The sequence below is a fragment of the Paenibacillus sp. FJAT-26967 genome, assembly GCF_001541095.1.
In the GTDB taxonomy this organism is placed as follows: Bacteria; Bacillota; Bacilli; order Paenibacillales; family NBRC-103111; genus Paenibacillus_F.
Map to the genome: position 1 here is coordinate 103,186 of NZ_LMXH01000008.1, position 20,843 is coordinate 124,028.

General features: G+C 50.4%; 12 protein-coding genes. 4 read left to right on the forward strand and 8 right to left on the reverse strand.

Annotated elements, in window-relative coordinates:
* Positions 1-158: 158 nt before the first annotated feature.
* Both uvrB and uvrA read left to right on the forward strand, forming a co-directional pair.
* Entirely contained in the window at positions 159-2,156 is a 1,998-nt protein-coding gene (uvrB, locus tag AR333_RS21770; RefSeq protein ID WP_084783960.1) for an excinuclease ABC subunit UvrB, read from the forward strand.
* Positions 2,157-2,614: 458 nt separating this feature from the next.
* Complete coding sequence (uvrA, locus tag AR333_RS21775) at positions 2,615-5,506, forward strand: excinuclease ABC subunit UvrA (protein ID WP_068777480.1); 2,892 nt, start codon at positions 2,615-2,617, stop codon at positions 5,504-5,506.
* A 241-nt stretch (positions 5,507-5,747) separates the two neighbouring features.
* On the opposite strand, the gene AR333_RS21780 is transcribed toward uvrA, so the two are convergent.
* Positions 5,748-7,364 carry a nitrite/sulfite reductase gene (locus tag AR333_RS21780; protein WP_068777481.1) on the reverse strand — a complete coding sequence of 539 codons (1,617 nt, stop codon included), beginning with the start codon at positions 7,362-7,364 and terminating at the stop codon, positions 5,748-5,750.
* A gap of 305 nt (positions 7,365-7,669) precedes the next feature.
* Here AR333_RS21780 and AR333_RS21785 point away from each other — a divergent pair, with 305 nt between their 5' ends.
* Positions 7,670-7,870, forward strand: a complete 201-nt coding sequence (locus AR333_RS21785; RefSeq protein ID WP_156430986.1) for a DUF2759 family protein — start codon at positions 7,670-7,672, stop codon at positions 7,868-7,870.
* A 178-nt stretch (positions 7,871-8,048) separates the two neighbouring features.
* Here AR333_RS21785 and AR333_RS21790 read toward each other — a convergent pair whose 3' ends face one another.
* The 6 genes from AR333_RS21790 to AR333_RS21815 all read right to left on the reverse strand — a co-directional run bounded on the left by AR333_RS21790 (position 8,049) and on the right by AR333_RS21815 (position 16,370).
* The gene (locus AR333_RS21790) at positions 8,049-9,017 is read right to left on the reverse strand and encodes a sugar phosphate isomerase/epimerase (protein WP_068777483.1); all 969 of its coding nucleotides are present in this window, start codon (positions 9,015-9,017) and stop codon (positions 8,049-8,051) included.
* A gap of 311 nt (positions 9,018-9,328) precedes the next feature.
* Positions 9,329-10,480, reverse strand: coding sequence for an MBOAT family O-acyltransferase (locus AR333_RS21795; RefSeq protein ID WP_068777484.1), 1,152 nt, complete (start codon positions 10,478-10,480; stop codon positions 9,329-9,331).
* A gap of 211 nt (positions 10,481-10,691) precedes the next feature.
* Positions 10,692-11,597 carry a hypothetical protein gene (locus tag AR333_RS21800; protein ID WP_068777485.1) on the reverse strand — a complete coding sequence of 302 codons (906 nt, stop codon included), beginning with the start codon at positions 11,595-11,597 and terminating at the stop codon, positions 10,692-10,694.
* Between the two features lie 13 nt (positions 11,598-11,610).
* Positions 11,611-12,810, reverse strand: coding sequence for a hypothetical protein (locus AR333_RS21805; protein ID WP_068777486.1), 1,200 nt, complete (start codon positions 12,808-12,810; stop codon positions 11,611-11,613).
* Positions 12,811-12,814: 4 nt separating this feature from the next.
* Complete coding sequence (locus tag AR333_RS21810) at positions 12,815-13,066, reverse strand: acyl carrier protein (protein WP_068777487.1); 252 nt, start codon at positions 13,064-13,066, stop codon at positions 12,815-12,817.
* Positions 13,067-13,172: 106 nt separating this feature from the next.
* Positions 13,173-16,370, reverse strand: coding sequence for a VCBS repeat-containing protein (locus tag AR333_RS21815; protein ID WP_068777488.1), 3,198 nt, complete (start codon positions 16,368-16,370; stop codon positions 13,173-13,175).
* A gap of 207 nt (positions 16,371-16,577) precedes the next feature.
* On the opposite strand from AR333_RS21815, the gene AR333_RS21820 reads away from it, so the two are divergent.
* The gene (locus AR333_RS21820) at positions 16,578-18,737 is read left to right on the forward strand and encodes a methyl-accepting chemotaxis protein (RefSeq protein WP_068777489.1); all 2,160 of its coding nucleotides are present in this window, start codon (positions 16,578-16,580) and stop codon (positions 18,735-18,737) included.
* A gap of 265 nt (positions 18,738-19,002) precedes the next feature.
* Here AR333_RS21820 and AR333_RS21825 read toward each other — a convergent pair whose 3' ends face one another.
* Positions 19,003-20,388 (reverse strand): glycine--tRNA ligase, encoded by a 1,386-nt coding sequence (locus AR333_RS21825; RefSeq protein ID WP_068777490.1) that lies wholly within the window; start codon positions 20,386-20,388, stop codon positions 19,003-19,005.
* Positions 20,389-20,843 lie beyond the last annotated feature (455 nt).

A 20,843-nucleotide genomic window follows, 5' to 3' on the forward strand; every position in this document is an offset into this window, starting at 1 on the left:
GGAACACATATTCTTATTTCCGGTTGCTTGCGTTTATCCGATGTGGCGTTTTGTATAAGTTCTATATCGGATTTACCGGGATAAAAGTTTATAGTGATTAAATTGGACGGATTTGCATAGATCGATCAATAAGACTACCTGACGGTGGGTGATGAATTTTGGATCAAATAGTCAAAAGTCAAAATAAATTCGAACTTGTCTCGGATTTTTCTCCGCAAGGAGATCAGCCTCGTGCGATACAGGAACTTGTGAAAGGGATACAGGCAGGGAGCAGGCACCAGACTCTGCTGGGAGCAACCGGTACGGGTAAAACCTTTACGGCTGCCCAGGTTATTGCGCAATTGAACCGCCCCACGCTTATCATCGCGCATAACAAAACACTTGCTGCACAGCTCTGCAGTGAGTTCCAGGAATTTTTCCCGAACAATGCGGTGTCTTACTTCGTCAGTTACTATGATTACTATCAGCCAGAGGCGTATATTGCGTCTTCGGACACCTATATAGAGAAAGACTCCAGCATTAATGAAGAGATTGATAAACTGCGGCATTCCGCGACCAGCTCGCTGTTTGAACGCAGAGATGTCATCATCGTAGCGAGTGTCTCCTGTATTTATGGCTTGGGATCGCCGTCCGAATACGGCTCTTTGCTGCTCTCGCTGAGGACAGGGATGGAGAGGTCGCGGAGCGAAATCCTCCACCGCCTCGTCGACATTCAGTATCAGCGGAACGATATGAATTTCGTCCGGGGCACGTTCCGGGTCCGCGGCGACGTGATCGAGATCTTCCCTGCTTCACGCAGTGAACAGGCAGTCCGCGTCGAGCTTTTTGGGGACGAGATCGAGCGGATCACAGAGATCGACGTTTTGACGGGCGAGATCCTCGGCGAACGCGACCATATCGCGATTTTCCCGGCGTCTCACTTCGTTACCCATGAAGATACGATGAAGCGTGCGCTGGTAAACATTGAGCGAGAACTTGAAGAACGCCTTGAAGTGCTCAAGGGTCAAGGGAAGCTGCTGGAAGCGCAGCGCCTGGAGCAGAGAACCCGCTACGACATCGAGATGATGGCGGAGATGGGTTTCTGTTCGGGCATTGAGAACTATTCAGGCCCGCTGACCTTCCGTGAGCCGGGAGCAACGCCGTACACGCTGATGGATTACTTCCCGGACGACATGCTGGTCATGGTGGATGAGTCTCACGTGACGCTGCCGCAGATCCGCGCCATGTATAACGGAGACCGCGCACGGAAGGAAGTTCTGGTGGATCACGGTTTCCGCCTTCCGTCCGCACTTGATAACCGTCCGCTTAAATTCGAAGAATTCGAGCAGAAGGTTAATCAGATTGTCTATATTTCGGCGACGCCGGGGCCTTATGAGCTTGAGCATTGTCCGGAGATGGTCCAGCAGATCATCCGTCCTACAGGTTTGCTTGATCCTTTGATTGAGGTTAGACCGACCAAAGGTCAAATTGATGATCTTATCGGAGAAATCCAGGAGCGTATAGCTCGGGATGAACGGGTGCTCGTTACGACATTGACGAAGAAGATGTCAGAGGACTTAACCGACTATTTCAAAGAAATCGGGATCAAGGTCCGTTATTTGCATTCCGATATTAAGACACTGGAGCGGATGCAGATTCTTAGAGATCTCCGCCTGGGGACGTTCCATGTATTAGTCGGAATCAATCTCCTCCGGGAAGGATTGGATTTACCGGAAGTGTCGCTGGTAGCTATTCTGGATGCAGATAAAGAAGGGTTCCTTAGATCCGAACGTTCTCTGATCCAGACTATGGGCCGTGCCGCCCGGAACTCGGAAGGCCGTGTTATCATGTACGGTGATAAAGTAACGGATTCGATGGCCAAAGCGATCCAGGAGACAGAGCGTCGCCGTTCCATTCAAGAGGCTTATAATGCGAAGCACGGCATTACTCCGCAGACCATTGCGAAGAAGATTCGCGAAGTTATCGAGGCCACTAAAGTGGCGGAAGAGAAGACGGAGTACCTGGCGGGCGTTAAGACCGGCAAAATGTCCAAGAAAGACCGCACTTCCCTGATCCAGCGTCTTGAAGCCGAGATGAAGGACGCCGCGAAGAATCTGCAGTTTGAAAGAGCGGCCGAGCTACGTGATGCACTTCTGGAACTGAAGGCGGAAGGCTGAAGACAGGTGATTAGACTGAGGAAAGCAAACGATAGGCAGTTTGAGACTGGGTTTGCTTTTTTCGGTCTATCCTCGGTTAGAGCGGCGGCAGACGGAGGACACGGAATATGGTTTTCCTGCCTGTCTGTATGCTTAGAATGACTCGAGTAAGGACATAACTGGTAGAAGCAGGGTTTGAAAGATTGACTGTAATTTGATAGACTTAGTAGTTGCAGTGAGTATATACTTTCGTATATATTTAATTGTGCTATCCGAGTATGGATGTCTGGTGACTTTAATAGAAATATAGGCTGCTCTATGGGCTTCATATAGAATATAAGCATGAAAATATAAACAATAGATTCAAGACATATAAGCTAGGATAAGGGCAAGGACAATGATCGGCATGTAAAGGATAGTATCGGATTCGATGTCTTTGGGGACAAGCCGGTCAATGATAGAGAGGGTGGTACATTACTGTGGCCAAAGAAAATATCATCATTAAAGGGGCACGTGCCCACAATCTGAAAAATATTGATGTGACTATCCCGCGGGATAAATTCGTCGTTCTAACGGGATTAAGCGGATCAGGCAAGTCATCTTTGGCCTTTGATACGATTTATGCTGAGGGGCAGCGGCGCTATGTCGAGTCACTTTCCGCGTATGCCCGGCAATTTCTAGGGCAGATGGATAAACCCGATCTGGATTCGATTGAAGGATTATCTCCGGCAATCTCTATCGATCAGAAGACCACAAGCCGCAATCCGCGCTCAACAGTCGGGACAGTCACGGAGATTTACGATTATTTGAGGCTTTTATTTGCGCGTATCGGCAAGCCGCACTGCCCGGTTCACGGCATTGAGATTACCTCGCAGACCGTAGAGCAAATGGTAGACCGTGTAATGGAATACCCCGAGCGCACGAAGCTGCAAATCCTCGCCCCTCTGGTTTCAGGGAGAAAAGGGGAGCACACCAAGCTTCTCGCAGATATTCAGAAGCAGGGTTTCGTTCGGGTGCGTGTAAACGGCGAAACGATGGACCTCTCCGATAAGATTACACTGGAGAAGAATAAAAAGCACAGCATTGAGGTCGTCGTAGACCGCATTGTAATTAAAGAAGACGTTCAAACTCGCCTGGCCGATTCACTTGAGACTGCACTTAAGCTGTCTGAGGGACGCATCATCGTGGATATTATCGGACAGGAAGAACTGCTGTTCAGCCAGAACCTGGCTTGTCCGGAATGCGGCTTCAGCATCGATGAATTGTCTCCGCGTATGTTCTCATTCAACAGCCCCTTCGGGGCCTGCAGCGAATGCGACGGGCTGGGGAGCCAGATGATTGTCGATCCGGACCTTCTTGTGAGCAACCCGGACAAAACGATCGAGCAAGGGGCGTTTGAAGCTTGGGCGGGAAGCACTTCCACTTACTACCCGCAGTTTCTGGCGGCTGTATGCACACACTTTAAAATCCCGAGGGATGTTCCCGTTTCTGAGCTTAGTGCAGAGCAAATGAAGATTATTCTATACGGCACAGAGAATCAGCGTGTACGTTTCCACTACAAGAATGAGTTTGGAACCGTTAAGGATGCGTACGTCCCATTTGAAGGAATTGTACGCAATCTGGAGCGCCGCTACCGCGATACTTTCTCGGACGGAATTCGTGAGCATATCGAGGGATATATGAGCTCTAAGCCGTGCCCGAAATGTAAAGGACACCGCCTAAAACCCGAGACACTGGCTGTCACTGTCGGTGGCAATAACATCGCCTATGCTACGGAGCTGTCGATCGGCGACGCTCAGAGCTGGTTTGAAGAACTGGAGCCGGGACTCAGCGAAAAGGAACGGACGATTGCTCATTTGATTCTCAAAGAGATCAAAGCGCGCCTCGGTTTCCTGGTTAACGTGGGCTTGGACTATCTCACGTTGCACCGTGCAGCCGGAACGCTCTCGGGCGGCGAGGCTCAGCGGATCCGTTTGGCAACTCAGATCGGTTCTTCCCTTATGGGCGTTCTATATATCTTGGATGAGCCTAGTATCGGTCTGCACCAGCGCGACAATACACGCCTTATCCAGACTCTGGAGCATATGCGGAATCTGGGAAATACACTGATTGTAGTGGAGCATGACGAAGATACTATGATGGCTTCCGACTATATCATTGATATAGGTCCGGGTGCCGGTATTCACGGCGGTCAAATTATCGCTCAGGGAACGCCTGAAGAAGTTATGAAGAACGAGAAGTCGCTGACAGGCCAGTACCTGAGCGGTAAGAAATTTATCCCGGTACCCGCCGAACGCCGCAAGCCCAACGGCAAATGGCTCGAAATTAAAGGAGCCAAAGAAAATAATCTCCGCAATGTTAACGTGAAGGTGCCGCTCGGCGTATTTACCTGCGTAACCGGAGTATCCGGCTCGGGTAAAAGCACGTTAATTAACGAAATTTTATATAAAACGCTGGCTCGTGACCTTAACAAGGCGAAAGTCCGACCGGGTAATTTTCGGGAAATAAAGGGCTTGGAGCATGTAGATAAAGTTATCGATATTGACCAGTCTCCAATCGGGCGTACGCCGCGTTCCAACCCGGCTACTTATACGGGTGTTTTCGATGATATCCGGGACTTGTTTGCATCTACGAACGAAGCCAAGGTTCGGGGATATAAGAAGGGTCGATTCAGCTTCAATGTGAAAGGCGGCCGCTGTGAAGCTTGCAGAGGGGACGGCATTATCAAAATCGAGATGCATTTCCTTCCGGATGTCTATGTGCCTTGTGAGATATGCAAAGGCAAACGTTACAACCGTGAAACGCTCGAGGTTCGTTATAAGAACAAAACGATATCGGATATTTTGGATATGACAATTGAAGATTCTTGTGAGTTTTTTGAGAATATCCCGCGTATTCATCGGAAGCTCTATACCTTACTTGATGTCGGTTTAGGCTACATGAAGCTTGGACAATCCGGTACTACTTTGTCAGGCGGTGAAGCCCAGCGCGTTAAGCTGGCGGCTGAACTGTACCGCCGGAGTACGGGCAAGACCATCTATATTCTGGATGAGCCTACTACGGGGCTGCACATCCATGATATAGACCGTCTGCTGAAGGTACTTCACCGTCTTGTAGAAAACGGAGATTCTGTTCTGGTAATCGAGCATAATCTGGATGTAATCAAGACGGCCGATCACCTGATAGATTTAGGTCCTGAGGGTGGAAGCAGGGGCGGCGAGATTGTGGCAAGCGGTACGCCAGAGGCGGTCGTTAAGGTTGAAGGTTCGTACACGGGACAGTACTTGAAGCCTGTTCTCGAACGCGACCGCAAACGTTCAGATAATCATTCTGAGCGTGCCAAAGAAAGACTGCAGGATGCCGCGGGCTAACGGCGGAGCAATAAAAAAGGGCATGTGCGTCGTTGACGCGCATGCCCTTTTCTTCTATACAGCGTGATCATGGAATTATGATTCCTGATTGTCGGAATATCAGTACCGAGAGTGTTAAGCAATCCTGCTTTTCGAGACCACAAAGATTGCTCCTAGCCTTACGTACCTGCTGATCTAAGGGCCCCGTAACGAACAATAGCAGGCAGAAGAATGAATCTCCAACCTGCTATTAGTGATTTTATTAAGAAGCTACCGTAAGAAGCTGAGTGAGTTTTTCCTGGAAAGGGGCCGTCCCTACCCGTAAATAAAATTGATGGAAGCTCTCACCGTCATTGCGGGTATCCTTATAGAAACGGATCAGCTCGGCAAGAACGTGGCCTACGTCATCGCTCTTCACGCGGCCTTTAAGCGCTTGGTTGAACTGTGCGCCGGGTCCGAGAATACCGCCGACTGCGATATCATACGCGCTGGTCATCCCTTCAGGCGTTCTGACAAGGGTACCCTGCAGACCGATATCGGCAATTTGCTTCTGTCCGCAAGCATTAGGGCATCCAATGAAGTGAATGCGTACTTCCTCATCCAGTTCAACATGCTCATCCAAATACTCGGCTACACGGCGTGCAAATTCCTTGGTTTCAACCAGAGCCAGGTTGCAGAACTCATTGCCTGTGCAAGAGACAGTACGGCTCATGAAACGTTTGGGGAACGGCGTCAGACGCTGCAGGACGGACTCTTGTAGAACGTTCTCTACTTGATCATTAGGAATATCCGACAGAATGATATTCTGGGACATCGTGGTACGGATGGTACCCTTGCCGTATTGATCTGCAATCCGGGCAAGTTCACGCAGCTCCTCCGAGTTAAGACGACCAACCGGAACGTTCAGGCCGACGTAGCTATAGCCGTCCTGTTTCTGAGGATGTACGCCGTCGAAGTAAGCGGCAGTCCATCCTACTACCTTGTCTTCACCACCGGTAGGCATAGGTCCGATCAGCTCGATAAGTTTGTCGAGGAACTTCTCCGGACCCCAGTCCGCTACAAGGAATTTCAGACGTGCATGTGTACGTTTCTGGCGGTATCCGTAATCACGGAAAATTACAGTAACTCCTGTAGCGACTTTTAATACTTCCTCGGGGCGGACGAATAGATCCAACTGCTGAGCAAGGTGAGGCTTAGCCGATAGGCCGCCGCCTACCCAAGCATGGAAGCCGAGCACTTCTTTGCCGTCGATGATTTTAGTAGCTGGTGTGAATCCCAGGCAGTTAATTTCCGCGTGTGCGGAATTATATATATTGGTTGAAATCGACATTTTGTATTTACGAGGGAGATTGGAGAAGTCTCTGTTCATCAGGAAGAAATCATTGACTTGATTGACCAGTTCAGTCGTGTCAAATAGTTCATCTGGGTCGATACCGGCCAGCGGATTGCCTACAATTGTACGAGGGCAGTCGCCGCAAGCTTCATAGGAATAGAGTCCGACTTGTTCTAAGCGCTGGAAGATGTCAGGCAAATTCTCAACACGAAGCCAGTGGAACTGGATAGCCTGACGAGTCGTAACATCGACTAGGTTCTTCCCGTAGTCTTCCGCAATACCGGCCATAGCCCGTGCCTGGTCACTTGTCAGAACGCCGGAATTGATACGGACCCGCATCATAAAATGCCCGTCTTTAGGTTTCTGCTGATAGACGCCCGCCCATTTGAATAAATTCATATCATCTTCAGGAATGGAATCATAGCCTTCTAGAGCATACTTTTCTATAATGGTCCGAATGACATCAAGTCCGTCTTTTTGAAGCTTAACCAGCTCCATTTTGTTCAACTTCGATGTATCTTGTGCCCAAATAGGTGAAGAAGCCATGCGTGAACCCCCTTATATTATAATTCCGAGTTGATTAGTGTGAATATCATAGTCTGATCCTACCATATTTCGTAAAGGGCGTAAATCGAAAGGTGGCAAAAGCGTATATAAACAATTATTATAGAAAGGACATAGATTGCTTATAAACTAAAAAGAAAGGCGTTATTTGGCTAAAAAGGTGACAAACTTGTTAACATGATAGCTAAGGCCTTGCATCTTGCGGTTGATACGGATAACATAGAAAGTAAAAGGCTAAATCGTTTGGTTTAATTTGGTTGGAGATAAATGAAGGAGGTCTCTCAATGTTGTATATTGCAGAAGAGGCAGAACAGGCATCTACATTTTCCGGTTTTGATCCGTTTGTGATCATCTTTACCATTCTGATTGCAATCGGTCTGTTCCGCTTGTTTAAAGCACCCCAGAAGAATGTATTCGCGATCGGCTTTGCCATTGTAAGCCTAGCCGTATTCTTGTTCATAGATGTCATTATGATCAAGGGCTGGTAAGCAAGCAGCCGACTACAAATATGCGTAATCAAAGAAGCCCCTTGTCCTTAGTAAATGGACAAGGGGCTTTTGGGTTTTTGTGAAACGGCATATGGCAATGGGAGCGGTGGACTACAGCAAGACGATAGAGCAATTCGCATCGGCTCTATTCATCAGCACCTCCGGACAGTATGACGACCTAGACCCACCACATATCGCCGAGAGGTTCTTTTATAAGAATCTGCTGGAGATTCTGAACAGCTTTGGTAAAGCCCTCGTCAATGGACATGAGGCCGTCCTCGTGCTCAATGCTGACGACATAGTCGTAACCGACCAGACGCAGCGCGCTGATAATGTCCGCCCATGTCTTCATGTCGTGACCGTAGCCGACTGTACGGAACTGCCAAGCGCGGTCCAGCATAAGGGCGTAGGACTGCATGTCGGTGACGCCGTGTTTGTTCACATTGATCGGATCAATCGATGTATCTTTGGCATGGAAGTGATGGATTGCATTAGCACGGCCAAGGATTTGAACCGCCTGCACCGGATCGATGCCCTGCCACCACATGTGGCTGGGATCCAGGTTAGCGCCAATGACATCGCCAGCCGCTTCGCGCAGACGCAGCAAGGTAGCCGGTGTGTGGACGGAGAATCCGCCATGCAGCTCCAGCGCGAGCTTGATGCCGCGGTCCGATGCGAATTTACCGGTTTCCGTCCAATACGGAATCACTTTCTCAGACCACTGCCAGTCTAGAATCTCTTGAAAATCGTTCGGCCATGGTGCTACCGGCCAATTCGGATATTTGGCATCTTCATGGTCTCCCGGGCAGCCGGAGAATCCGACAACGACAGGAACCTCAAGCTTCTCAGCCAATTCCACCGTCCGGTAGAATTCATCGTGATATTGCTTGGCGATAGCTTTTTGAGGGTGAAGCGGATTGCCGTGGCAGCTCAGCGCCGAGATGGTAAGTCCGCGGGAATCAAATGCTTGTTTGAATGCTTTCAGCTTGCTTTCGTCAGCGAGTAGTTCTTCAGGCTTGCAGTGGGCATTACCTGGATAACCGCCGGTACCGATTTCAACGGCTTCAACGCCTTTTTCTGCGATATAATCGAGTGTTTCTTCTAGAGGCTTTTGTCCGAACAGGACAGCAAATACGCCTAACTTCATATGGTTACACCTCCACGAATTTTAAAAAGAACGCGCGTACACTTGTTATTATAGCACCGCTTTCCAAGGAAATGAAGCGTCAGTTCCTGTTGAATATCAGATGTGGCTAAGAGATACAAACATTAATTAAACAATGGTCAATAAAAAATGACAGATAGACCAAGTATTTCACAGCAGCGGACAAATCATTCCTAAGGAACTAGTCATCTTCAGACCAGATTGGAATGAAATATCGTCTAGCGCTTGCAAGTAACGGCAGGTAAGGACTTTAAAGGCGGCCCCTAATAAAAAAGCTTTCCACTCGACCGTTCTTAGAACGGCAAATGGAAAAGCCCTTTGTAAATACGCATCACTCTATCGTAATCGTTCATGTTGATAATAATCGCGGCTACAACGAGCACCTGGGTAAGCAGGCAGCGGAAGTAGAAATAAGGTTTGGATACCTTCCGGCGGATCACCGTCGTTTTGCCAAGCAGGTTCTCAATCGCAATAATCACACCATGATACACCCCGTAGATCAGGAAGAGCCACGAGAATCCATGCCACAGTCCCATCAGCGTCATAATCAGGATCGAAAGTCCGGCGGTCATCAGCTTGGATGGTGTTTTGCGTGAAAAGAAGATGAAAATGTGGTCCCGGAACCAGTCTCCGAGGGTTGCATGCCAATTACGCCAGAACTGTGTGAGTGTAGGGGACGTGAACGGCTTCTTGAAATTCTCCGGAATCGTAAAGCCCATGAGCCGTCCGAAGCCGACCGCAATGTCCGAGTAACCTGAGAAATCCACGTAAATGAGCAGGTAGAACCAAATCATTAAGAATATACTCTGGTGGGTATGTAGCTCCTGCTTCATCACGATGTTGAAAATATCGGTCATCCAGACGACAACCACGACTTTCTTAAACAAACCCAGAATGATCCGTTTGACTCCAAATTGAAATTCAGCGGAATCGACGCGGTAAGGTTTTTTCAGATCAGCCATAAAGTCGCGGAATTTCAGGATCGGACCCGAAGTGAATGTCGGTACGAATAAGATGTAATTCACATAATCGAGCAGTTTGACCTGCCCTTCTTTACCGAAAAAATAAGCGAAATACAGCGCATCGATAATTTTCAGCACATTAAAGAGCAGTCCGAGCGTCATCAAGCCGTCCGCCAGGAAGGATCCTTCGGTGTTTTTGCCAAGCATGTGAAACAAGACGACCGCGCCAATATTAGCAAGAATGAATAAGGCGAACGAGAACTTCCGCCAGACGGGTGTCCGGCATAAGTAGACGAACATTACATAATTGACAGCGGAGTAGATGAGATAAAAGGTGAACAGCTTGCCGCTCCACAGAAACAGGAAGCCGACATTGAACAGCAGCATCAGAATGCGCTTGTTCTGGGGCCATTTTCTTGTTGCCATCAGCACGAACACCATGCCGCACATGGCTAGCAGCGCATTCATGTTCAAATAAAACATAGCAGGACTCCTTAATAAACGGAGAATCGGTAGGGTCTACAGACAGGCAGGCAAGCAGACAAACAAGTCAGCGTATAAGCAGACACGGAACTTGGCCGGCAGCGTCCTAACTTGATTGAGGTCTTGTCACAGCCTTCTTAGAACCCTTCATAAATAAACAATCCCTGTCCGGTGAAATAAACCAGTACCAGGTAGAGCATGAGGAGATAGATTAAGATTTCTGCGGTTTTCTTAAAGAAAGCAGCCATGCGTCAACCTCCTTCGTAAACACCGGAGCGCCTTCTTCACGGTTAAGGTGGACCAGGTCATGGAACAGTCCGGGTTCGTACCGGTCCATAAGGTCGAGTACAGGCACATCGGATGCTTGCAGACGGCTGTTCACTTCCTGTTTCATAGCTTCGGTATAAGGGGGCTTCTCATGTCCTTGAATGAAAGGCATCCAGACCACGCGCAGGGGCAGGTTCCGCTGTTTGCTGTAGGTAATGACCCACTGGAGGGCCTCCACATTGTCTTTCATATCTGCGAGCGTCATCCAGTTATACTTCTCGTTATAGCGAGCCCAGTCCTTCACAAGCTGCTCGGAGCTTTCCCGGCCGTAGTAAAGCTCTTTGTCGATCCAGCGCGGCTGATAATCGAGGCTCCCCTTCAAAGCAAGATTACGTACGAATTCCGTGCCTGTATCTAAAAAATCTGCCCGGTACGCATATACATAAGGCTTGTACCAGGGCTTGTGCCACGGAAACCGGTAGTCGGTATCCATCTTGTCCAGCATCGTATGCACATCGATCCCTATGACAAGCTCGCCCTGCACATTATAAAGTTCCCGCTGAAGAATTTCCTTCAGATCGGTTAATTTCCCGAGGGACATTCCCATTTCGACGAGCTTAACAGAAGATTTGTCTTCCATGTAAGCACCCGTTACAGCGGAGTTTCCATAGAAAACAGCCCCTGTACGCGACCAGTTGTGGTGGTACAGCGTTTTGGTAAAATCGTCTTTGGCAAAACGGCGGCTCGTCTCCATCGGATTCCAGAACATCAGTCCGATCTCGGCGAGTACAAAAATAAGAAGCAGCCCCAGGACGAAGCTGTTCTTCTTAAGAAAAGCGGGTATGTTCACGCGCTATCACTCTTTATATGGATTTTTCTTGCCAAGCTGTATACTGCTCACGGAACGATGCCGGCCAGTTAGCCTGATCCATTCCGTACTGGGCGAGGAACGCAAAGGCCCACCGTTCAATGCCGAAGCCCACACACCCTGTAACGGCCGCACGCTTGCCGACTTTAATGTCGAAGGCGTTGCCGAATGTGTTGCTGTGGAAGTTAACGGAGCTGCACGCAATGGACTTATCCAGGTAAGGAATCGTCAGGCGCAGTTCGTACTTCATCTCCTGGTTGCGCTGGAACGAAGCTTTAACTTGGAAGTCATTCGTGAAGAACGGATCGTTAGCGATCTCAAGCAAGCTGTCGACTTCCCATTCAACGGCGAGTTCTTTTAGATATTCAATCGATTTCAGACGGTTTTCTTTAACGAAATCCGGCTTGCCTACGAAAATAATTTCCCGCATGGAGAAATCGAGCAGACGGCCAAAGTCACTGTGGTTCTTCGATTCAAAACGGTGGCATTTGGCAATGGCCGTTACTACGATGCCGTCACTATCCAGCGTCTCCCCTTGAAGGCCTTCATAACAGTGATAGCAGGTCGATGGGTTCATCGTGAATTTCGGTTTTGGCATAGTGGCATTGAGATCGAGCGGAAGCTCGTCCTTCCAGCCGCCGGTTTCGCGGATCGAGTCAGAGAATGACTCAATAACGTCCAGATCTTCACGCAGATGCGTCAGGAAATGGATGTGTTCCGGGAATGAAGTGAAATGGTTCGTCTTGTTGAGTGTTTCGGAATGAATAACGGCGGGATAATGCTCTTCCGTAACATCGAACCGGTTAGCGATCTTGGTCACGAATGAATAGTCGAGGAAACGCATCAGCGAAGAGAAGGGCTCCCGGAAAATAAAGAGGCCGGGCTCAAGTACTTTCATACTTTTGCTTTCGACCAGCTCGCGGATAATGTCATCGTGATGAGGAACGGCGACTTCATTGCGGAAAAGGATGTTTTCCTTAAAACCGAAATCTCCTTTGGAGAAACGCTCGATAAGACGTTCCACGCGTTCCATAATCGCTTCGCTTCCTGCGGGGGATGTATGAACAATGCGAAGCTGTCCGTCATGCAGCGTAATTTCTTGAATATGTTCATCCACGAAGGCGGATGCGTATTTGACCTGGCCGTGTTGACTCTCGTGTAGCCGCTCCAGAGATATAGTGCATTCCGTGGTCATGGTGTTACCTCCCGGTTTTCGTGGAAATGAAATGTGCGATTTCTTGGATGGTGTTCATGGGATACAGCATCAGATCCTGATTGGTCACCTGAATGCCATAAGTTTGCTCGATATGGGCTATCAGTGCGGTTGCTCCCATGGAGTCAATGAACCCGTAATCAAACAGATGTACGTCTGTGCCGAAATCCTCATCGTCTGCTTCAATCTCATAGCGGCTGCGGATATGCTCTTCGAGCTGCTGGATGATATCTTCCATGTAAATGTAGCCTCCTAAAGTCATGCGGAATTTATAAAAGAAAGTTGTCAGGCATCAGAGCTTCCGCTTCTGATGCCTGCAACGGCAACATGTAGAGCTAACTTCATTATTGGGGGTTTCCCAAAGAAATGGAAAGGGAAGTTTTGTCCCCGTAGCGGGTTATTGTGTACGTGCTTGTCTTCTCGTCATGCCTAATCTCAACATCCTTAGGGTTTCCGGGAATCGATAGACCCTGTGGACTGTAGATCTTGATCTGCTGCATGCCTGCAGCCTGAAGATCGAGTTTCCAAATGCCGGTCTGTCCTGCGTCCAGCGCGAACGGCACATTAGATCGGACAATATGTGCCTGCTCGGCTCCTTTGCCGATATGAAGCTCTGCGTCCTCCCCAAGGCCAAGATAGAGCTTGCCCTTCTGCTCCGTGTACACGACCGCATCAGCAGCCAGGGAGTAAGGCGCGTATTTCTCGCCTTTCTCGATCACAACGCCAGGCGTATTCGTATATTCAGCTGCCTGTTTCGGAACACCGGAGGTGTCCGCTTGCAGCCGGAGAGACAGATGAAGGCCTTTGTCGAACAGGCGGTCTTTGACGTTGTCGATTATATAATCGGCCCAGCTACGGCTGACCGTGATCCGGGTTGTTAAAGTCGCCAGGAACGAACGCGCCATCTGGGGCTCCGTCATGAAGTTGTAATCATGCTGAGTACGGATTTCATCCAGATAAGAAGCGAAGGTTTCCAGGTCTCCTACACGATCCGGGAAATGATATTCGATATGCTCGAAGTAATCAATCGGCATATCTCTCTTCACATAGGAATCGTAAATGTCCGTTGTGGAGTTCGCGCCTTCTTTGCGAAGCACGGGAGCCGGCGTGTAGATGAGCATGGGCTCCCCGGAGCTGCCTCCGTCAGCGTCCTCCAGAAGAAACGGCAGCCCCCATATATAATCGGTGCCGAGCCGCGGCTCGGTAGGCGTATGGGACGGTGTAAAGCCGAAATTGAACCATATATCCTGATCCCGCTCATTGTTAAGCGTCTGCAGCCGGTCCGGGAAATTAATCCGCCAGGTATGCTGGTTCGTTCCCGGCATTACCCACGGAATCCCGAGCTTACCGAACGCCTGCTTATGCAAGGCGAGTTCTTTCTTTTCCTGGTCATCGCTGAAAAAATTATGGACGAATACGTGCGGATACAATTCCAGATGATTGTCCTTGGTATATTGCAGAAACTCCTGCAGCTGTTCTTTGTAAGGGAAATCCGGCGAATCCAGCGGAACCGGAGAACCGAATTCCAGCTGTCCGACGATGAGGTCGATGACGCCGTCGCCGTTCACGTCGTGCCACACCGGCACGGAGTTGTGTCCTCCGACCAGGGCATTGGTCCCCATCTGATTCAGTGTGGTGCCGTTTACCGTCCCCTGGTCGGTCCAAGTTCCGCCGCCTTCTTGGCGGAACACGCGAAGATCTCCCTCGTTGCTGCCGACAACGAGGTCTGCTCTGCCGTCGCCATCCATATCACGGACGGACGGCGCGGCGTACTTCGCGCCGACGCTTACAAGTTCGGCGGCGGCGGAGAGCCGCAGCGCGCCTGCCTGCGGCGCGCGGTACAGCCAGACCTTGCCGTCCGCGTCACCGACGGCAAGGTCTGCGGTACCATCGCCGTCGACATCGCCGACGGCGGCCACAGCCGGTCCGGGCACACGGATGGGCCCGGCGGGGTCCTGCAGGGCGGTTAGCGGAGCGAACCGCCCGCTGCCTTGGCCGAGCGCGATCCGCACGGCCCCGGTAGAGTCGCTGACGATGAGGTCAATCTGACCGTCAGCGTTCCAGTCCGCCGCATGCACGGAAGCATGCGGGCCTGTCTGCAGCGGCTGTCCGCCGTCCAGCAGCAGCTTCTCGGGCTTGCCGTACGCGTCCGGCAGCTTCAGGCCAGCCGGCGCGGAGTCGCGCTCGTACATCTCGGGCTTCTGGCCGAGATTCGGATACATATAGATGTATCCGTCGCTGCTGCCGGCAAGGAGGTCGTCCCGTCCGTCTCCGTTCAAATCGGCGAACGCCGGTACGAGCCGGTGCGGCTTATCCAAAGCATCCGCAAGCGAGCGGTAGTCCGGATATTCCGCGAGCCGGACAGGCCCGCCTTCAGCCTGCAGATGCATGCCGCTGCTGTAATAGGATGCCGGCTTCTCGCCGCTGAACGCCGGCTTCTCGTTGGTCCCCTCGTTGAGCTGCACCGTGGCGCTTTCTTTCCACTGTCCCCAGTAGAATGCGGAGCGGACAAGGGAGTACGAGGGAATCTGATTGTATTTCTTGGTCAGCTCGGCCCATTGAATGCCTTCTTTATTCTTGAACGCTGGCATCGCTTCAAAATGATTCTGGTAAGCCATTGCGGGCCGTCCGTAAGGACCGAGTATTTTGGTGGCGCTGTAGCCGTAAATTTCCTTGGATACATATGACACGAATTCGGTACGCAGCTGAGCGCCCGCTGACGAGAAGGCAAAGTGGAAATAGGGCTCCAGTTTCAAGTCTTTCTTGTCAAAATAAGTCGTGCCGGGATCTAGCTGCCGGCTCTTGTTGTATTGAGTGACGAGGCTGCCGAACCCCTGCTTAGGGTCCATACCGCTGGTCAAATCATAACCCGTTATGAAATACCGGTTAGGGAGGAACGTACTGGTTAAGAGCACCGTACCTTTACCATACTTGTTGCGGGCCACAATGGCTTGTCCGTCGAGCATAACCAGAGGCTCTGCTGTCGAAGGGTCCAGACCGTAGCCCCAATAGAACCCGGGCATGCTGTCCATTGATTCCCTTTTGAAGAAATTATCACTGAACAGCTTCATGACTTCCTGCAAGCCTTGAACGTTGGTCCCGACTGCGGGGTATTCAAATTTGGGCTTGGTCTGGGGAGCTATAAGCTTGGTTTGATAGGCACCCAGGAAGTCCGCAGGAAACATGCTGGCGAAACTATTGTCGAGTAGCAGATGGCCGCCATTTTCCACATAATCTTGCAGTTTCCTAAGGTAGCCTTTATCCGGGATATTGGCAAGTCCGGTATCCGGGACAACGGCGTCGTAAGCACCGAGCTGACGGTCCGACAATGTGCCGATCGGCTTCCGCTCTACCTTCAAGTTTGCTGCTAAAGATTGCTGGAACTGTCCGAATGCCGCTGTATCGAATTGATCTCCATTCGTAGCATACAAAAGGCGCACTTCTTCCTTTTTGGAAGTCAGGACAGCGGCTGCGCCGATCAGTACAAGCAGAGCGATTATACCAAACACTGCTGCAGTGTAACGTTTTTTCGACAAATTCATCCCTCAATTATGTGTATGATCCATGCCATTATAGCACTTCTGCCGGGGTTTGTTAACTTAAGAGACGGAGGGGATCGGTCTGCATCAGAGTGGTGCAGGGGGAGTGCAAATAGAAAGATAATACCGAAAAACATGTTCATAAATGGAGTCGCACTCGCCGATATATAAAGAAGATGATTATTTACAAACTGCAGATGGGGAGTTGCTATGGAAAAAAAGTGGAAGGAAAAGCTGACCAAGGGAATGCAAGGTGCTTCTCAGAGCCTCCAAACAAGAATTAGAGACATGAAGCCGGCACAGCCCGAATCGCTTTCATCAGGCGGGGGAGACAATAGAGTCCCTCTAATGAAAGCAGTTGGAACGAAACTGTTCATAATCTTTTTCTTAAGTATACTGATCGCGGTAGGGATTGTGGGAACCCTGTCGTACCAGACTTCCAAGAGTGTCGTAGAAGAGGAAGTATCGAAGGCAGCTTATCAGACAGTGGTTCAGACTAGTAAAAAAATCGATTACATCTTCAAGACTTATGAGAAAATGTCGCTCGACATTATGATCGACCAAGCGATTACAAGCAATACCGAGAAGCTCCTCGGTAATCTGAGTGATGCGGAAGCTATTTCCACCCGTATGAGCATCAACACGGCTTTGGAGAAGTACTCCCGGACAGATGAGAAAATCGCCGGCATTTTTGTAGTTCCGGCCGATGTAAACGGCAAGGTTGCCGGTTTTATGCAGGAGTCTCTGGTCAAGGAGAATGAGGCGGTTATTCAAAAAGCCGTGAAGGAAGACGGAAGACCCGTCTGGATGGATTCCAAAATAAACGGGTATTTCTCTCAATTGAACTTTCCTACGTTTTCCGTTGCCCGACTTATTAAAGATTCAGCGGGCAAGGGGAATTATGTCGTTTTCATAGAGATTAAGACGCAATATTTAAACGAGCAGCTTGAAGAGATTAAAATCGGCGAAACAGGCAGAATCGAGATCGTAAATCAGCAGAATCAGTGGATGGTTCTCGGTGATCTGGGGAAAATCGGCCAGGAAGCCGACATTAAACTGCCGGTCAATGAAGCCGATAAGAAGATCCAGAAGGAAGGCCAGGCAACGCTGGGTAAAGCGGGAGAGAATGATCTCGTTGTATTTAATACAAGCAGTCATACCGATTGGGTCGTATACGGTTATGCACCGATTGACGAAATTACAAAAAGCGCCAATGCTATCTTCAACTTGACCTTGTGGGTTGCCATTATCGCCGGTCTGCTTGCGATCGTCCTGGGCTGGTTGATGAGCCGGATGATCGGCAAGCCGCTCGTTGAGCTGGGCCAATTGATGAATGAGGGCGAGAAGGGCAACCTGGCTGTACGTACTTTGTTCACGCAGCGGGCCGATGAGATCGGGCAGGTAGGCAAAAGCTTTAACGGGATGATGAGTAAAATTACAGATCTCGTGAACCAGACCAACCGTTCTGCCGATAAGGTGATGGAGACCGCCCGCGATCTGACGGATGCTTCCAAGAAGACGGCTCTGTCCGCAAGGGAAATTGCGACGGCGACGGAAGATATTGCGGGCGGGGCGACGAGCCTTGCCGTTGCGGCCGAGAACGGGAATGATCTTAGTACGCAAATCTCGGAGCAAATGAAGTATGTCATCGAGAAGAACATCCGGATGGCGATAGCAACCTCCGAGGTACAGCAGATGAGTGAGCGGGGCATAGAGCAGATGGATGACCTCACTCAGAAGACCAAGCAGAGCGAGCAGCTCACGCAATCACTGGTAGAACGTGTAGACCGTCTCAAAACGACAACTGGATCTATCCGTAAAATTCTTGATGTATTGACGAAGATAACGGCGCAGACGAACATTTTATCCCTGAATGCGGGAATTGAAGCTGCCCGTGCCGGAGCGGCAGGTAAAGGATTCATGGTGGTAGCCAGCGAAATCCGTAATCTCGCCGATCAGTCGAGAGGCTCGATTGTCAGCGTGGCGGAGATTACGGAAGAGATTCAGCGTGAAATGGATGCCACCGTGAGAGCATTGTCCGATGCGTATCCATTATTCCGTCAGCAGACGGAATCGGTTGAAGAAGCGAACCAGATGTTCTCGGATGTGAAGACTCAGATGGACAACCTGCTTATCCAGTTGGATGAAGTATCCGGCTCCATCACAGATTTGAATGCCTCCCAGCTTACGCTTGCGGATGCGATGACCAATGTCAGCGCCGTTGCGGAAGAATCGTCCGCGACCAGCGAGGAAGTTGCTTCGCTCAGCAGCGAGCAGCAGAGTGTCAGCGAAGGTCTTGTCCGTCTGTCCGGGCAACTGGAAGAGGTGTCGAACCAGCTCGGCGAATCCTTGTCCAAGTTTAAAGTATAGATTTCAAGGCCAGTTAATGGGTAGAGACAACTTGTAGCTTGTCTGCTCCCGGCTATAAGAACTTGTCCGCAAGGCGGTTCCTTCCTTAACTGCTTGTTAAATCAGCCGTCAGACCTCGCACCGTTACGGTGTGTCAGGATCTGCGGCTTTTTTAATAAGAGGCTTGTGAAATATTACTGCCCGTAATTAAACAAACAGCCCTCCAAACTCTATGGAATAGAGGATTTGGAGGGCTGTTCCTGTTTATAGGCAGCTGCAGGATCAATTAGAATTGAAGTTTGGATTCAATGAACGCCTTCAATTCGCTGATCGGCATACGGGTCTGTTCCATCGTGTCGCGGTCACGGACCGTCACTTGTCCGTCCTGCTCGGAATCGAAATCGTATGTGATGCAGAAAGGTGTACCGATTTCGTCATGGCGGCGGTACCGTTTGCCGATCGAACCGGTATCGTCATATTCGACCATGAAGCTCTTCGCCAGGTCCGAGAAGATCGCTTGCGCGCCTTCGGACAGCTTCTTCGACAGCGGGAATACAGCTGCCTTGAAAGGTGCCAGTGCCGGGTGCAAATGCAGCACGGTACGGCTGTCGTCGCCTTCGAGCTTCTGCTCTTCGAATGCATCGATCAGGAACGCCAGAGTTACGCGATCCGCGCCAAGTGAAGGCTCGATACAGTAAGGAACGTATTTCTCATTGCCGGCTTCTTGGTCAACATAGTTGAAATCTTCGCCGGAATGCTCCATGTGCTGTTTGAGGTCGTAGTCCGTACGGTCCGCAATGCCCCAGAGCTCGCCCCAGCCGAACGGGAAGCGGTACTCGATGTCCGTTGTTGCATTGCTATAGTGGGACAGCTCGTCGTCGGAATGGTCACGCAGACGGATGCTGTCTTCTTTGACACCCAAATTCAGGAGCCAATCACGGCAGTAAGCGCGCCAGTACTCGAACCATTTCATATCTTCCCCGGGTTTGCAGAAGAATTCAAGTTCCATTTGTTCAAATTCACGCGTACGGAACGTAAAGTTGCCCGGCGTGATTTCGTTACGGAAGCTCTTACCAATCTGGCCGATGCCGAACGGGAGTTTTTTGCGCATCGTACGCTGTACGTTCTTGAAGTTAACGAAGATGCCTTGTGCGGTTTCCGGCCGCATGTACACGACGTTGGAGCTGGATTCCGTTACGCCTTGGAAGGTCTTGAACATCAGGTTAAACTGGCGGATATCTGTAAAGTCACGGCTTCCGCAGTCGGGACATGCGATTTCATGCTCATCCATCAATGCTTTCATCTGATCGAAAGACAGGCCGTCTACGACAAGCTCGATGCCTTTGGCATCTAAGGCGTTCTCGATGATTTTATCGGCGCGGTGGCGTGCTTTACACTGCTTGCAGTCGATCATCGGATCATTGAAGTTGCCCACGTGGCCGGATGCAACCCATGCTTGCGGGTTCATCAGGATAGCGGCATCCAGTCCCACGTTGTAAGGAGACTCCTGGATGAATTTTTTCCACCATGCACGTTTGACGTTATTCTTAAGTTCTACGCCCAGCGGGCCGTAATCCCAAGTATTGGCGAGACCGCCGTAAATTTCGGAACCCGGGAAAATAAAGCCTCTGTGCTTGGCGAGTGCTACGATCTGCTCCATGTTTACGCTCATTAGTATTCGCTCCTTTGATTGGATAATCGGTTGTGTGTCCTTCGGCGCTAGCGGCCGTTATGCCTGCCGGGAAGGGGGGATAATTCCAGACTGAACTGCAGCGAGCCGGGCAGGCCGAGTTTCTCTCAAAACTCCAGGCTGCCGTAATCCGTATCAGACCGCCGTCCGCGGACAATCGAAAAAGCCCCCAGTCCCACAGGCATCCTACATGCCTAGGGACGAGAGCTTGAGCACCCGCGGTTCCACCCTAGTTGATCCGCCGCCTCTGCCAAGTGAGCAGGGTGTGACATCTCGCGAATCTTCGTCTTATGCAGGACATGTGTTCCCGGCTGACAGAAGATCCGCCCGAGAATGTCAGGCTGACGCATCCACTTTTCCGCACGCGGCTCCGGACTGCCTTTTCTCTGATTCCTTGCCTGGGCTTGCACCATCCCCAGATCGCTGAACATCGAAGG

Excerpts from the sequence above, each read along its gene's own strand:
- AR333_RS21780 (WP_068777481.1), bottom strand. The coding sequence starts at position 7,364 with ATGGCTTCTTCACCTATTTGGGCACAAGATACATCGAAGTTGAACAAA.
- AR333_RS21790 (WP_068777483.1), bottom strand. The coding sequence starts at position 9,017 with ATGAAGTTAGGCGTATTTGCTGTCCTGTTCGGACAAAAGCCTCTAGAA.
- AR333_RS21795 (WP_068777484.1), bottom strand. The coding sequence starts at position 10,480 with ATGTTTTATTTGAACATGAATGCGCTGCTAGCCATGTGCGGCATGGTG.
- AR333_RS21805 (WP_068777486.1), bottom strand. The coding sequence starts at position 12,810 with ATGACCACGGAATGCACTATATCTCTGGAGCGGCTACACGAGAGTCAA.
- AR333_RS21810 (WP_068777487.1), bottom strand. The coding sequence starts at position 13,066 with ATGGAAGATATCATCCAGCAGCTCGAAGAGCATATCCGCAGCCGCTAT.
- AR333_RS21815 (WP_068777488.1), bottom strand. The coding sequence starts at position 16,370 with ATGAATTTGTCGAAAAAACGTTACACTGCAGCAGTGTTTGGTATAATC.
- AR333_RS21820 (WP_068777489.1), top strand. The coding sequence starts at position 16,578 with ATGGAAAAAAAGTGGAAGGAAAAGCTGACCAAGGGAATGCAAGGTGCT.
- AR333_RS21825 (WP_068777490.1), bottom strand. The coding sequence starts at position 20,388 with ATGAGCGTAAACATGGAGCAGATCGTAGCACTCGCCAAGCACAGAGGC.